At 63.7% G+C, this 13,390-nt stretch carries 11 protein-coding genes and 1 pseudogene; 7 read left to right on the top strand and 5 right to left on the bottom strand.

The genetic code is table 11. The features are described 5' to 3' along the window. On the bottom strand, positions 1 to 679 hold a 679-nt coding region (locus tag ACE3SN_RS13235), incomplete at its 3' end, for a haloalkane dehalogenase (RefSeq protein ID WP_374530741.1). A gap of 67 nt (positions 680 to 746) precedes the next feature. On the opposite strand from ACE3SN_RS13235, the gene ACE3SN_RS13230 reads away from it, so the two are divergent. Further along, positions 747 to 1,382 (top strand): class I SAM-dependent methyltransferase, encoded by a 636-nt coding sequence (locus tag ACE3SN_RS13230; RefSeq protein ID WP_374530739.1) that lies wholly within the window; start codon positions 747 to 749, stop codon positions 1,380 to 1,382. A 32-nt stretch (positions 1,383 to 1,414) separates the two neighbouring features. Here the strand turns inward: ACE3SN_RS13230 and ACE3SN_RS13225 are convergent, their stop codons facing one another. From ACE3SN_RS13225 to ACE3SN_RS13210, 4 genes are all read right to left on the bottom strand, one after another. Beyond that, the gene (locus tag ACE3SN_RS13225) at positions 1,415 to 2,323 is read right to left on the bottom strand and encodes an SDR family NAD(P)-dependent oxidoreductase (RefSeq protein ID WP_374530737.1); all 909 of its coding nucleotides are present in this window, start codon (positions 2,321 to 2,323) and stop codon (positions 1,415 to 1,417) included. Positions 2,324 to 2,404: 81 nt separating this feature from the next. Continuing rightward, the gene (locus ACE3SN_RS13220; RefSeq protein WP_374530735.1) at positions 2,405 to 3,376 is read right to left on the bottom strand and encodes an MBL fold metallo-hydrolase; all 972 of its coding nucleotides are present in this window, start codon (positions 3,374 to 3,376) and stop codon (positions 2,405 to 2,407) included. A gap of 43 nt (positions 3,377 to 3,419) precedes the next feature. Next, the gene (locus ACE3SN_RS13215) at positions 3,420 to 3,581 is read right to left on the bottom strand and encodes a hypothetical protein (RefSeq protein WP_374530733.1); all 162 of its coding nucleotides are present in this window, start codon (positions 3,579 to 3,581) and stop codon (positions 3,420 to 3,422) included. A gap of 94 nt (positions 3,582 to 3,675) precedes the next feature. Beyond that, the gene (locus ACE3SN_RS13210; protein ID WP_374530731.1) at positions 3,676 to 6,429 is read right to left on the bottom strand and encodes a ribonuclease E/G; all 2,754 of its coding nucleotides are present in this window, start codon (positions 6,427 to 6,429) and stop codon (positions 3,676 to 3,678) included. A gap of 511 nt (positions 6,430 to 6,940) precedes the next feature. Here ACE3SN_RS13210 and ACE3SN_RS13205 point away from each other — a divergent pair. The 6 genes and pseudogenes from ACE3SN_RS13205 to ACE3SN_RS13180 form a co-directional block, all read left to right on the top strand. Further along, positions 6,941 to 7,822 (top strand): N-acetylmuramoyl-L-alanine amidase, encoded by an 882-nt coding sequence (locus tag ACE3SN_RS13205; protein WP_374530729.1) that lies wholly within the window; start codon positions 6,941 to 6,943, stop codon positions 7,820 to 7,822. 57 nt (positions 7,823 to 7,879) lie between these two features. Beyond that, a complete protein-coding gene (locus ACE3SN_RS13200; RefSeq protein ID WP_374530727.1) occupies positions 7,880 to 10,435 on the top strand; it encodes a penicillin-binding protein 1A in 2,556 nt (851 codons plus the stop codon). A 36-nt stretch (positions 10,436 to 10,471) separates the two neighbouring features. Next, positions 10,472 to 11,035: a peroxiredoxin gene (locus tag ACE3SN_RS13195; protein WP_374530725.1), complete on the top strand. Its 564-nt coding sequence runs from the start codon at positions 10,472 to 10,474 to the stop codon at positions 11,033 to 11,035. Positions 11,036 to 11,134: 99 nt separating this feature from the next. After that, positions 11,135 to 12,262 carry a peptide chain release factor 2 gene (prfB, locus tag ACE3SN_RS13190; RefSeq protein ID WP_374530724.1) on the top strand — a complete coding sequence of 376 codons (1,128 nt, stop codon included), beginning with the start codon at positions 11,135 to 11,137 and terminating at the stop codon, positions 12,260 to 12,262. 26 nt (positions 12,263 to 12,288) lie between these two features. After that, a complete protein-coding gene (locus ACE3SN_RS13185) occupies positions 12,289 to 12,990 on the top strand; it encodes a class I SAM-dependent methyltransferase (RefSeq protein ID WP_374530722.1) in 702 nt (233 codons plus the stop codon). Next, positions 12,990 to 13,390, top strand: a pseudogene (locus ACE3SN_RS13180) (nitronate monooxygenase); the annotation flags it as partial. The gene ACE3SN_RS13185 and the pseudogene ACE3SN_RS13180, both read left to right, overlap by 1 nt.

The following is a 13,390-nucleotide window of genomic DNA, read 5'->3' as shown; positions in this document are numbered from 1 at the left end:
CCCAGGCCTTGCGCTGATCGGGGACCGCCACGTTGCCTTCGAAAGGTACGAACGAGGGGTAAACCCGCGCTGCCACCTTGCTGGCGCGGGTAGGGAAGGGGGCATCATAGGCTGCGATCTCCGCCGCGGAGAGCGCGCGCTTGGTCCCGGCCTTGACGATCCGGCCAATTGGAAAAACCGGACTGTAGCGCGAAAAGGCGCGCCAGATGGCAAAGGCCCGCGGTGGCACGCCACCTTCGGGCAGGCCGCCATTGGACAGTGCGACGCCGTGGAACCGCTCCGGCATCTCGGCCGCCAACCTTAGTCCGATCAGCGATCCCCAATCCTGGCAGCCCAGCGTGATGCCGCGCAGATCCAGCGCCTCGATCCATTGGCGCATCCACGCCACCTGCCCGGCATAGGAATAGGACGTGGGCTCAAGCGGCTTGTCCGATTTGCCGAAACCGACGAGATCGGGCGCGAGGACGCGATAGCCGGCGGCCACCAGCGGCGGGATCATATGACGCCAGAGATAGCACCAGGTGGGCTCGCCATGGAGCAGCAGCACGACCGGCCCGCCGCGGGGCCCTTCATCAAGATAGTGGACCCGCAGTCCGCCACCAATCGCCAGGTAGTTCGAAGCAAACGGGAAATCGGGCAGGGCGGCAAAGCGCTCTTCCGGTGTGCGATAGACCTTCATTCCGGCTTCCCTCGGCAACTATTTGTGCCATCATGGGCAAGAAAAAACGATACGGGAAGAGGGCCTGATGGGATTCGCAAATTGGTACGACGAGCATATTGTCCCGCGCTTCATCAAATGCGCGTGCTCGAGTCCGGCAATCATGCATTTGCGGGAAAAGGTGGTCCCCCTGGCATCGGGTTCGGTGTTTGAAATCGGCTGCGGCGGCGGGATCAACCAGCAGTTCTACGATCCCGCGAAGATCACCAGCTATGCCGGGCTCGACCCTTCGGGCAAGGGGCTGGAATATGCCCGCGGCGAAGCGGCAAGGAAGGGATGGCAGGCCGACATTCGCCAGGGCTTTGGCGAGGAAATCCCCTTTGCCGACGAAAGCTTCGATTGCGTGGTCTGCACTTTCACGCTGTGCTCGGTCAGCAGCCAGGCGCAAACCCTCAAAGAGCTGCGCAGAATTCTCAAGCCCGGCGGACGGCTGCTCTATGCCGAGCATGGACGGGCGCCGGATGCCGACGTCCAGAAATGGCAGAACCGGATCGAACCGCTGTGGAAGAAGCTGGCGGGCGGCTGTCACCTGACCCGCCCCGTGACCAGCGCGATCGCGGCGGGCGGATTTGAAACGCACGAGGCCGGGGAGCGCTATGCACCCAAGACCCCGCGCTTTGCAGGCTGGATGGAATGGGGCGAGGCAGTGAAGGCTGGGCGGTGAAGGCGGGGTAAGGCCCGCTTTCAATCCCCGGCTCAGGCTTTGCCCTTCACGAACACCTGCGCTCCGCCCTGGGCCCATTCCATTAGCGCCTCGGTGCGCTTTTTCGCGCCTTCCGGATCGGTTTCGATGCCGGGGATCGAATCCAGGATCGCCGCGAAGTGCGCGGCAAGCATGTCTTTCGTTTCTGGATAAGGGATGATGTAGAGCGCGTTATCCTCGATCCCGCGCCTGATGTTTTCGGCAAGCTCGGTCGGCTCCATGCCGTGCTGGTAGATCGAATCGAGCGAGGCGATGGCTTCCTCGCCTTCGACATAGCCGCTTTCGCCATAGGCGGCGCTCCGGGTGAGGGTGGCGCGGGCGATGTTCGATTTGATGTTTGCGGGGCAGACCACCGAGACGCCGATGCCATATTTGTCCAGGCCCTGGCGATAACCCTCCATCAGGTTGATCACTGCCGCCTTGGCCGCCGAGTATGGACCGGCCAGGGCCGAACCGGTGAACCCGCCGAGCGAGGCCACCGTGGTGATGTGGCACGGTTTGCCGCTGGCGATCATGCGCGGCACGAAGGTCACCATGCCGTTGACCACGCCGCCGAGGTTAACGCCGATCAGCCAGTCAAAATCGCCATAGGTGGTGCTCTCGATCGGGCCGAAATTGTTCACGCCGGCAGTGTTGAACAACAGGGTCGGCGCTTGGCCGAAGACCTGTTCGACCTCATCGGCGGCGGCGGCATAGGCCGCGCGGTCGGTGATATCGAGCTGGATGCCGTGGACCTCGATCCCTTCGGCCTTGAGCGCGGCGGCGGCCTCTTCAACGGCTTCGGCGCGGATGTCGGCGATCACGATGCGGCAGCCCAAGCGGCCGAAGACCTGCGCCTGCCCAAAGCCTGCGCCCGAGGCGCCGCCGGTGATGAACGCCAGTTGGCCCGCTAAGTCCTTCATGGGTACCCTCTCTCAATTTTTTTTGATTGGTACCGTTTGGCCCCAGTCGAGCCGCCTTGCAAGCCATAAGCCTACCAATTGTTAGAAATCGCGGACTTCGCCGACTTGCATGATCCAGGCATTCGCCTCGCCGAATTGCTGTTCAAGGGCGGCCTTGCGAAAGCGCTCGGGCGCTTCGAACGGATCTTCCGGGGTGAGCATGATGCTGCCCCAATGCATCCCCACGGCGACGCGCGCGCAGATGTCACGCGCGATGGCAATCGCCTCTTCGGGGTTGGCGTGGCTTACCTCCATGATCACGCGCGGCTCGTAGGCGCCGATCCCGATCAGTGCCAGATCGAACGGGCCAGCGCGCTCGCCAATCTCGTGGAATATCGCGCCATATCCGGTATCCCCTCCGAACCAGACCCTGCGCGTGGGTGAGGTTATGGCGACGCTCATCCACAGTGTCTGGTTGCGATCGAATGGTCCGCGGCCCGAGAAATGCACGGCCGGAAGGGCGGTGAGGGTCATATCGCCCAGCGACCATGCATCCCACCAGTCCAGCTCGATTACCTCGGCAAAACCCAGGCGCCGCATCAATTTGCCAACGCCAAGCGGGCACACAACCGGCGTTTCGGCGCGCCAGCGATAGGCCCTGAGCGCGGCCGTATCGACATGGTCGTAATGGTTGTGGCTGATCACGATGCAATCGAGCCGCGGCAAGTCCTGCGGCGCGACGGCGGCCGGCAGGAAGCGCTTGGGGCCAAATCCGAACGGTCCCGCCGTAGCCGTGAGGTAGGGATCGGTCAGCACCAGCTTGCCGCCGATGCGCAGCGCAAAACTGGCATGGCCAAGCCAGGCAAGGTGGTTCTCGGGCAGAGCTGCCAGGTCGGGCGCAATAGCTGCGGCGAGCCATTCAGGTGCCGCTGGCGGTTTTACCCGGCGCATGTCGACCAGCAGGAACTTGAGAAAGTCGAAGACAGTTGCCCGCCGCGATGGGCTGCCGGGAGGGTTGCGGAAGCCGCCGCCGGGACGATGGTGGACCGGGGACGGAGGCAAGTGTTCGCTCATCGACCTGATTGTGGCTGAAAACATCAGCCAGCACAAAACACTCTTAGCTGCAATAGCGTGCCACGTTCATGGATCGCAGGGCGGTGCGGTTGTCGCCACGCGGATACCACCCGCAGGCTTCGGTGCGATTCTTGTGCATGGCATTGGAGACGGCCGCGCACATCGCCAGCAGCTTCGGGTTATCGTGCGCGGCGACGTAATCCATGTAGCGACCGGTGGCGCCGCCGACCTTGTAACCACGCGCCAGCGGCGCGGAAACGCGGGCGGCAGCGGGTCTAAGCTGCCGCCCGGTTATTCGGTTATTCGCCGAAGGTACGCTGCCACCAACCGCGCCGCGGCTGGCCGGTGTCTTCGGGTTCGGCAGCAACTTCGGCCGGTGCTTCGGGGGCAGCGGCTTCGCTCGCCGCTTCCGGTGCAGCTTCAGCCGGTGCTTCGGCTTCCACAGGGGCCTCGACCTTCTTCTTGCGCGTCCGCTTGGGCTTTGCCGGAGCTTCCTCGGCAACCACTTCCGCAGCCGGCTCGGCGGCGGCTTCGGCTTCGACCTCGGCCTTCTTTTTGCGGGTGCGCTTGGGCTTGGCCGGTGCTTCTTCGGCTACGGCCTCGGCCACAGGTTCGGCCACAACTTCAGCTGCAGCAGCCTCGGCGGTGTCGGCCTTCTTCTTGCGCGTGCGCTTGGGCTTGGCGGGAGCTTCCTCCACCGGAGCTTCCGCAGCAGTTTCGGCTTCGACCGGAGCTTCCTCGGCAGTCTCGCCAGCGGCTTCATCGGCTTCGCCTTCGCTGGCTTCGCCGTTTTCGCCGCCTTCGCCATCGCCGCCTTCGCCATCGCCGCGACCACGGCCACCACGCCGACGACGACCACGGCGGCGACGCTTGCGCGGCGTTTCGTCATTGTCGCCGTTGTCGGTTTCAGCTTCGCCTTCGCCTTCGCCGTCGTCGGAACCTTCACCCTCGTCAGCGTCTTCGCGCTCCTCGGACTGACCTTCCTCGCCCTCGGCGCGATCACGGCCACCACGGCGGCGGCGCTTGCGGCGACGCTTTCCGCGACCTTCGCCATCGCGGCCTTCGCCGTCGCGCTCGCCGCGATCGTCTTCGGCTTCGATTTCGTCTTCGTCATCCTCGTCCGGGATATCGTCGAGTTCGTCCTCGATCGCGATCGGTTCAAAGCGCGGCACGAATTCGGGGCGCGGGCCGGACGAGATGACGCGCATCTTGGCGCCTTCGTTTTCACCCTCGGGCAGGACTTCGACGCGCACGCCATAGCGGTCCTCGATCTCGCCGAGATCGGTACGCTTGGCATTGAGCAGGTAAACCGCCGCTTCGGTGCTGGCGAAGAGCGAGATGATCGTGCCCTTGCCCTTGGCAGCTTCGTCCTCGATCAGGCGCAGCGCCGAAAGGCCCGCGCTCGATGCGGTGCGGACAAGGCCGGTGCCATCGCAGTGCGGGCAGCCGCGAGTCGTGGCTTCAAGCACGCCGGTGCGCAGGCGCTGACGGCTCATTTCCATCAGGCCGAAGCTGGAAATGCGTCCAACCTGGATGCGGGCGCGGTCGTTCTTGAGCGCCTCCTTCATCGCCTTTTCGACCTTACGGACGTTGGAGTTGTACTCCATGTCGATAAAGTCGATCACCACCAGGCCGGCCATGTCGCGCAGGCGCAGCTGGCGGGCGATTTCGCGCGCGGCTTCAAGATTGGTGTTGAGCGCCGTCGCCTCGATGCCATGCTCCTTGGTGGAACGGCCCGAGTTGATGTCGATCGAGACCAGCGCTTCGGTCGGGTTGATGACGATGTAGCCGCCGCTCTTCAGCTGGACGACCGGATCGTACATCGCGGTCAGCTGGTCTTCCGCGCCATAGCGCTGGAACAGCGGCACCGGGTCCGAATAGGCCTTCACCCGTTTGGCGTGGCTCGGCATCAGCAGCTTCATGAAGTCGCGCGCGGCACGGTAGCCCGCTTCGCCTTCGACCACCACTTCGCTGATGTCGCGGTTGTAGATGTCGCGGATCGCGCGCTTGATCAGGTCGCTGTCCGAATGGATCAGCGCCGGAGCTGTGCTGCCCAGCGTGGTTTCGCGGATTTCGTCCCACAGGCGGGCGAGATAGTCGAAGTCGCGCTTGATCTCGGTCTTGGTGCGCTGCAGCCCGGCGGTGCGGACGATGCAGCCCATCGACTTGGGCAGGTCCATCTCGGCGATGATCGTCTTCAGCCGCTTGCGGTCGGCCGCCGAGTTGATCTTGCGGCTGATGCCGCCGCCATGGCTCGAATTGGGCATCAGGACGCAGTACCGGCCCGCGAGGCTGAGGTAGGTGGTGAGCGCTGCGCCCTTGTTGCCGCGCTCTTCCTTGACGACCTGGACCAATAGCACCTGGCGGCGCTGGATCACGTCCTGGATCTTGTAACGGCGGCGCAGCGCCATGCGCTTGGCGCGCAGTTCGTCCGCCTGGCCAGACATCTTGCTGGCCTGGCCGCGATCACGGCCCTGGCGGCGACGACCGCGACGTGGGCGGCCTTCGCCGCCTTCCGCAGCTTCCGCTTCGGATTCGTCGCCTTCGCCGTCGCCAAAGCCGTTGTCGACGTGGCCGTCCTCGATCGTGGCAACTTCGTCTTTTTCCGAAGTATCAACCTCGGTCACGCCACCGAAATCGTCGTCGTGATGGTGTTCGTGCGAAGTTCCGGCAAGTTCGTCGGCCAGCGTTTCGCCCAGTTCGTCGTCACCAACGAAGTCTTCCTCACCCTCGGCAATGGCGCGGAGCGCGGCCTCTTCCTCGGCGTGGGCGGCCTCTTCGGCAAGCAGCGCCTCGCGGTCTTCCTTCGGGATCTGGTAGTAATCCGGATGGATTTCGCTGAAAGCCAGGAACCCGTGGCGATTGCCGCCGAAATCGACGAACGCCGCCTGCAGCGACGGTTCGACGCGGGTTACCTTGGCGAGGTAGATGTTGCCCTTGATCTGCTTGTGTTCGGCAGATTCAAAGTCGAATTCTTCAATCCGATTGCCCTTGAGCACCGCCACCCTTGTTTCTTCCGGGTGGCGCGCATCGATTAGCATGCGCATGTTCATTCAAAATTCTCCGTGCGCGCCGAGGCCGGCCAAACCCATCAAGGGCAGCCAGGAAGCGGGCGCGTCTGTGTGCGAAACGGCCACGCGGCACGCGGGCAGACCCGTCGCGGCGCATGGCAGCATATGTGAAGCCGGGGCGAAGGATCGAACCGGCGGCGTGGTGCGTGTCTGCAGGAATGAAGTGGCGCGGCGAAGTCGTGCGCGCCTGACCGACCACCTGCAACGCCATGGCCCCTTGGGCTGGCGCTTGGCAGTACGGCGAAAGGCTTTTCATTTCCGGCATCAACCTGATTAAGCCCGGGCGCTGGCCCGGGTTCTCCCTCCGGCGCTGACGATCCGATCCGGAAACTGCGCTGCCACTGCTTGGAAAGGGTGGGTTGAGCGCAAGGATCGGAGCGGATCTGCTCCGGGATTGCGAACGACTAGCATCGCTTCGCAGCCGCGGCAAGTTGCTTGCAGGTCCAGTTTGAGTGATTGCGCGGCGGGCCATGAGATTCTAGTCACCTTAACCATGCGCCGTATCATCCTGATCCTTGCGATTTTCCTCATGCCATTGGGGGTATTTGCGGCAATGGTCGCGGCGGACCGCATTTTCGGCGCGCCGGGGCGGGGCTATGACTATGTCGTAACCGTCGACCTTCCCGATGAGGGCAGCCAGATCGGTCTGCCCAAGATCGAGGGACCGATGGACGCCAGCCGCCCCCTGGTGGTGATCGACGCGGGTCACGGCGGCAAGGACCCGGGGGCCGGCACCGGCCGGCTCAAGGAAAAAGACCTGACGCTCGCGCTGGCCCTGGCCCTGCGCGACGAATTGCTGCGCGGTGGTGGGGTGCGCGTGGCGCTGACCCGCAGCGATGATCGTTATATCTTGCTGCCAGACCGCTCTTCGATCGCCCGGCGCCTTGGTGCGGACCTGTTCATTTCGATCCACGCCGACAGTACCGAAGCGGCGAACGGCGCCAGCGGCGCGACCGTATACACCCTTTCGGCCAAGGGCTCGAACGAAGCGGCCAACCGGATTGCTGCGCGGGAAAACTCGGTCGACGTGGTCAATGGTATCCGCATCGTGGATCAGAGCGATGCGGTCAGCGCGATCCTAGTGGACCTTTCGCAGCGCGAAACCCAGGCGAAATCCGAAGAATTCGGCAGCCTGATCCTGCGTGAAGGCAAGGGACGCCTGCCATTTCGGGAAACGACGCCCCAGTCCGCCGCCTTTGCCGTGCTCAAATCGCCCGATTTGCCGTCGGTGTTGTTCGAGAGTGGCTACATCAACAACGATGCCGATATCGAACGGCTTAACTCGCCCGCGGGCAAGCAGACCTTTGCCGGCGTTCTGGCCGCCGCGATCCGGGCCTTTTTTGCCCGCCATTCACTCGCGACCGCGTCTGGCTGAGAAGTTGGGAGGAACCGTCTGGCAAAGCGCCACCACGGCGTGCTAGGGACCCTCGCGATGGCTGATCCGGACGCTCCAGAATCCACTCACCTGCGCATCCGCCGCGAGGCGCGCGGCTTCTTCACTGGGCTGTGGACGACACTGCGCGATCATCCTCTCGGCATGTGGGCGCGAGAGCAGTGGCAAACCAGCAAATGGTTCCGCCGCGCCAGCTATTTGCTGGCCGCACTGGTCGCCTTCAACATCATCCTGTGGGCCACGGTTACGCGCAACCTGCCGTCCGCCGAAAGCCTGCTGACCTATCAACCGCCGCTGCCGACCATGGTGCGCGGCGTGAATGGCGAGATTGTCTATTCCTATGCGCGCGAACGGCGCGTGCAGCTGCGTTACGTCGACTTCCCGGAGCAACTGAAGAACGCCTTCATCTCGGCCGAGGACAAGACTTTCTGGACCCACGGCGGGATCGACTTTACCGGCCTTGCCGGTGCCGTGATCGACTACACGCTGAAATTCGGATCGGGTGAGCGCGCGCGGGGGGGATCGACCATTACCCAGCAGGTCGCGAAGAACATCCTGATCGGCGACGAATACTCGATCACCCGCAAGCTCAAGGAAATGATCGTAGCGCGGCGGATCGAAACGGTGCTGTCGAAGCCGCAAATTCTTGAGCTTTACCTCAACGAAATCCCGCTAGGCCGGCAGAGTTTCGGCGTCCAGGCCGCGGCGCGGGCCTATTTCGGCAAGGACGTCGCCGACCTTTCGCTGTCCGAGAGCGCCTTCCTGGCGATCCTGCCCAAGGCGCCCGAAAAGTATGGCCGCGCGAAGTACGCGAATGAGGCCTTGACCCGCCGCAACTGGGTGCTCGACCAGATGCTCAAGAACGGGCACATCAACCAGCAGCAGGCGCAAGAGGCCAAGGCTCAGCCGCTGGGCGTGATCCCGCGCCGGATCGAGGCTTACGATCCCTCGGTCGGGTATTTCGTCGAGGAGGTCCGCCGCGACCTCATCAGCCGCTATGGCGAGAGTGCCGATGCCGGTCCGAATTCGATCTATGCCGGCGGGCTGTGGGTGCGCACCTCGCTTGATCCCCAGCTCCAGATCGCAACGCAGAATGCGCTGCGCAGTGGCCTGCTGCGCTACGGCGGCAGCAAGGCCTGGCATGGCCCGACCGAACATATCAACGTCGATCCGGACAAGTGGCAAAGCCAGCTCATTGCGCTCAACAAGTCGGTCAATTACCTGGATTGGCGCATCGGCATCGTTATTTCGAGGGACGGCGCAAAGGCAACGATCGGCTTCACCGATGGTCAGTCCGGGCCGCTTGGCGGTCTTCCCGATGCGTTGAAGGCGGGCGATGTGATTGCAGCCGCCCCCAATGGCAATGGCTGGGCCGTGCGAATGATCCCCGAAGTATCCGGCGGGATGATGGTCGAGGATCCGCACACCGGACGCGTCTATGCGATGCAGGGCGGGTTCGATGCCGGGCTCGGCAGCTTTAACCGCGCCACCCAGGCGCAGCGCCAGCCGGGTTCGACGATCAAGCCCTTCGTTTACGCAACCGCGCTCGATTACGGGATGACCCCGGCGAGCGAGGTCGTCGACGGGCCGTTCTGCGTCTACCAGGGCGCGAAGCTGGGCGAGAAATGCTTCCGCAACTTCGACATGCGCGGGGCAGGGGGCACCCACACGATGCGCTGGGGGCTTGAACAGTCGCGCAACCTGATGACGGTACACATCGCCAATGACACCGGCATGGACCGTGTGGTCAACCAGATTTCCAAAGTCGGGATTGGCAAGTATCCGCCCTATCTGTCCTATGCGCTGGGCGCTGGCGAAACGACCGTGGCGCAGATGACGAACGCCTATTCGGCACTCGCCAATAACGGGGTGCAATATCCCCAGTCGCTGATCGACTATGTCCAGGATCGCAACGGCAAGGTCATCTGGCGCGCCGACAACCGGCGCTGCGACGGATGCCTGATGGCCGAATGGGATGGCAAGCCGATGCCGCGACTGGCTCCGCGCGGCAAGCAGGTGCTGGATCCGCGCACCGCCTATCAAGTCGTCCACATGCTCGAGGGCGTGGTGACGCGCGGTACTGCCGTGGTGCTGCGCGATCTCGGCCTTCCGCTGTTCGGCAAGACCGGGACGACGACGGGGCCGACCAACGTCTGGTTCGCCGGCGGTTCGCAAGATATCGTTGGCGTGGTCTATCTTGGCTACGATCAGCCGCGTTCGCTTGGCGGCTATGCCCAGGGCGGCACGTTCGCAGCGCCGATCTTCAAGCAATTCGTCACCGAAACCCGCGCGCGCTGGAGCCACCGGCCCTTCGTCGCGCCGCCTGATGTCTACATGGTCAAGGTCGACCGGGTGACTGGCAAGCGCGTCTTCGATGGCACACCCAGCACCGATCCCAAGTCGCCGATCATCTGGGAAGCGTTCAAGGCCGATGCCGAGCCGCGGCGCGGATTGTCGAGCGATATGGCCGCCCAGCGTGACGCGATGATCGCGGCGGCGCGCAAGGGTGCGGCCGCACGCGAACGGCAGCCGGACGTGACTTCACCGCAGGCATCGCCCTCGATAGCGGCCGATCAAAGCGTGATCGTTCAGTAGCTGGACATTTTTGCGAATTGATCGCAAAATTGCGCCATGAACAAACTGCTTCTCTCCGTCACGACGGTTATCGCCGCATTTGCCCTCCCGGCCAGCGCCCCGGCCGAATTGCCGCGGGGCGCAAAGGCCCCCTTGTTCTCCACCGAAGGCGCGCTGGCGGGCAAGCCATTCGCGTTTCAGCTGCGCCAGGCGCTCCGCAAGGGGCCAGTGGTGCTTTACTTCTATCCCAAGAGCTTCACCCAGGGCTGCACGCTGGAGGCCAATGCTTTTGCCGAGGCGATGGGCGATTTCACGGCCGCCGGAGCAACCGTGATTGGCCTTTCCGCCGACACGATTGAAACCCAGCAGAAGTTTTCGACCGAACATTGCCGCGACAAGTTCCCGGTCGGCGTTGCCACGCCTGCGATCATCAAGGCCTATGATGTCGCGGCCGTCGGGTCAGATGGCAAGCCTAACGGGCTGACCAACCGCACCAGCTACGTGATCTCCTCCGATGGGCGGATTCGCCTGGTCTATTCCAATCGGGACTATCGCGATCACGTGCGCCTTACGCTTGAGACCGTGCGCTCGATCCAGAACCATTCCAAGCACAAGCACTAGGCGGCGCTTTACAATCGAAGGCCTTGCGCTAAGCGGGGCGCGTGACAGGTCGCCGCATTGATGGCGTCCGCGAAAACCGTTTGTCTGGAGTTGAACATCATGCGAGCCGAAGGGCAGGCTCATATCGACAGGATCGAGGCCGCACTGGCGCTCATCCGCAAGTTCCTTGACTGGGACCGCGCGCTGCGCCGCCTTGACGAGCTTAACGCCCGGGTCGAGGACCCTAACCTGTGGAACAATCCCAAGGAAGCCGAAGCGGTCATGCGCGAACGGCGGCGGCTCGAAGCAGCCGTGAACACGGTGAAGTCGATCGGGCAGCAGATGACCGATGCGATCGAATATGTCGAACTCGGCGAAATGGAAGGCGACGAAGCGACGATTGAAGAAGGCATCGCCAGCCTTGCCGCGCTGGCGGAAAAGGCCGATGCCGACAAGGTCCAGGCCCTGCTTGGCGGGGAAGCCGACGCCAACGATACCTACATCGAAATCCACGCAGGCGCGGGCGGCACGGAAAGCCAGGACTGGGCCGAAATGCTGCTGCGGATGTACACCCGCTGGGCCGAAAAGCGGGGCTTCAAGGTCGATGTGATCGAATACCAGTCGGGCGAAACCGCGGGGATCAAGTCGGCCACGATCCTGGTCAAGGGCGAGAACGCCTATGGTTATGCCAAGACCGAAAGCGGTGTGCACCGGCTCGTGCGGATCAGCCCCTATGACAGTTCGGCGCGCCGACACACCAGCTTCTCGTCGGTCTGGGTGTTCCCGGTGATCGACGACAGCTTCGAGATCGACATCAATCCGTCCGACCTCAAGATCGACACATACCGCGCCTCGGGCGCGGGCGGGCAGCACGTCAACACCACCGACTCCGCCGTGCGCATCACCCACGTGCCCTCGGGCATTGTGGTGGCAAGCCAGCAGGATCGCAGCCAGCACAAGAACCGCGACATCGCGATGGGCATGCTGAAATCGCGCCTCTACGAGGCCGAAATGCAGAAGCGCGAGGAAGCCGCTAGCGCCGAACACGCCAGCAAGAGCGACATTGGCTGGGGCCACCAGATCCGGTCTTACGTTCTGCAGCCCTACCAGATGGTCAAGGACCTGCGCACCGGCGTCACTTCGCCGACCCCATCCGACGTGCTTGATGGCGCGCTCGATCCGTTCATGGCAGCCGCGCTGGCCCAGCGCGTCACGGGCGAAAAGGTGGCCGTGGAGGACGTCGATTGATCGCGCGGCTGGCTTGCCTTGCTCTGATGCTGGGGGCCAGCGGCTGCGCGAAGCAGGCTGACGACCTTGACCGGCCCGAAACGGCGCGGGCATTCCCGCGGCCCTATCGTCCGGTCTCGGGGCTCGAAAACAGCGACTCGGTCGGCGAAGATCAGCGGGACAACATGGGCGAAGCCAAGGTCGTCATGGACTTGGCGGACATCCGCGCCGGGACGACCGTTGCCGACATCGGCGCGGGCGAGGGGTATTACACCGTCCGCCTGGCCGAACGGGTCGGGGCCAAGGGGCGCGTGCTGGCCCAGGATATCGCCCCGGCGGCAATCCAGCAGCTTGGTCAGCGCGTGGAACGCGAGCGGCTCGACAATGTCTCGATCAAGTTGGGCGCTGCGGATGACCCGCGCCTGCCGGCAAACAGTTTCGACCGCGTGTTCATGGTTCACATGTATCACGAGGTGACCGAGCCCTATGCCTTCCTCTGGCGGCTGCGCCCGGCGCTGCGCAAGGGCGGGCAGGTGGTGGTGGTCGATATCGATCGCCCGACCGACCAGCATGGTATCCCGCCTGCGCTGCTTTTCTGTGAATTTCAGGCGGTGGGCTTTCGCTTGGTCGAATTTATCCGTAAACCGGAACTCAACGGGTACTATGCGCAGTTTGAAGCAACCGGTGAGAGGCCGGAGCCAGCTGCGATCAAGCCGTGTAACACGGCCAAGGGAAAGACAGGAACGTAATGACTTTCAAGGGGTTGAAGCCGATTCTTTACGGCGGCCGCGAAGTTTGGCCGTTGGTTGAAGGCGGCAAGGGCGTCGCCGTTTCGAACCACGCCAGCTCTGGCGCCTGGGCCGCTGCGGGCGGGATCGGCACGGTCAGTGCGGTCAATGCCGACAGCTATGACGCCGAAGGCAAGATCATCCGTCAGGTCTATGACCAGCTGACCCGCAAGGAGCGGCACGAACAACTGATCCGCTATGCCATCGACGGGGCGGTGGAACAGGTCAAGCGCGCCTACGAGATTGCCGGCGGCAAGGGCGCGATCAATATCAACGTCCTGTGGGAAATGGGCGGCGCGCAGCAGGTGCTGGAAGGCGTGCTCGAACGTACCAAGGGCCTGGTTACCGGCGTCACCTGCGG

The organism is Novosphingobium sp., assembly GCF_041915465.1.
Lineage (GTDB): Bacteria > Pseudomonadota > Alphaproteobacteria > Sphingomonadales > Sphingomonadaceae > Novosphingobium.
This window is presented reverse-complemented; position numbering and strand designations above follow the sequence as displayed.

Excerpts from the sequence above, each read along its gene's own strand:
- prfB (WP_374530724.1), top strand. The coding sequence starts at position 11,135 with ATGCGAGCCGAAGGGCAGGCTCATATCGACAGGATCGAGGCCGCACTG.
- ACE3SN_RS13220 (WP_374530735.1), bottom strand. The coding sequence starts at position 3,376 with ATGAGCGAACACTTGCCTCCGTCCCCGGTCCACCATCGTCCCGGCGGC.
- ACE3SN_RS13200 (WP_374530727.1), top strand. The coding sequence starts at position 7,880 with ATGGCTGATCCGGACGCTCCAGAATCCACTCACCTGCGCATCCGCCGC.
- ACE3SN_RS13210 (WP_374530731.1), bottom strand. The coding sequence starts at position 6,429 with ATGAACATGCGCATGCTAATCGATGCGCGCCACCCGGAAGAAACAAGG.
- ACE3SN_RS13230 (WP_374530739.1), top strand. The coding sequence starts at position 747 with ATGGGATTCGCAAATTGGTACGACGAGCATATTGTCCCGCGCTTCATC.
- ACE3SN_RS13185 (WP_374530722.1), top strand. The coding sequence starts at position 12,289 with ATGCTGGGGGCCAGCGGCTGCGCGAAGCAGGCTGACGACCTTGACCGG.
- ACE3SN_RS13205 (WP_374530729.1), top strand. The coding sequence starts at position 6,941 with ATGCGCCGTATCATCCTGATCCTTGCGATTTTCCTCATGCCATTGGGG.
- ACE3SN_RS13195 (WP_374530725.1), top strand. The coding sequence starts at position 10,472 with ATGAACAAACTGCTTCTCTCCGTCACGACGGTTATCGCCGCATTTGCC.
- ACE3SN_RS13225 (WP_374530737.1), bottom strand. The coding sequence starts at position 2,323 with ATGAAGGACTTAGCGGGCCAACTGGCGTTCATCACCGGCGGCGCCTCG.
- ACE3SN_RS13215 (WP_374530733.1), bottom strand. The coding sequence starts at position 3,581 with ATGGATTACGTCGCCGCGCACGATAACCCGAAGCTGCTGGCGATGTGC.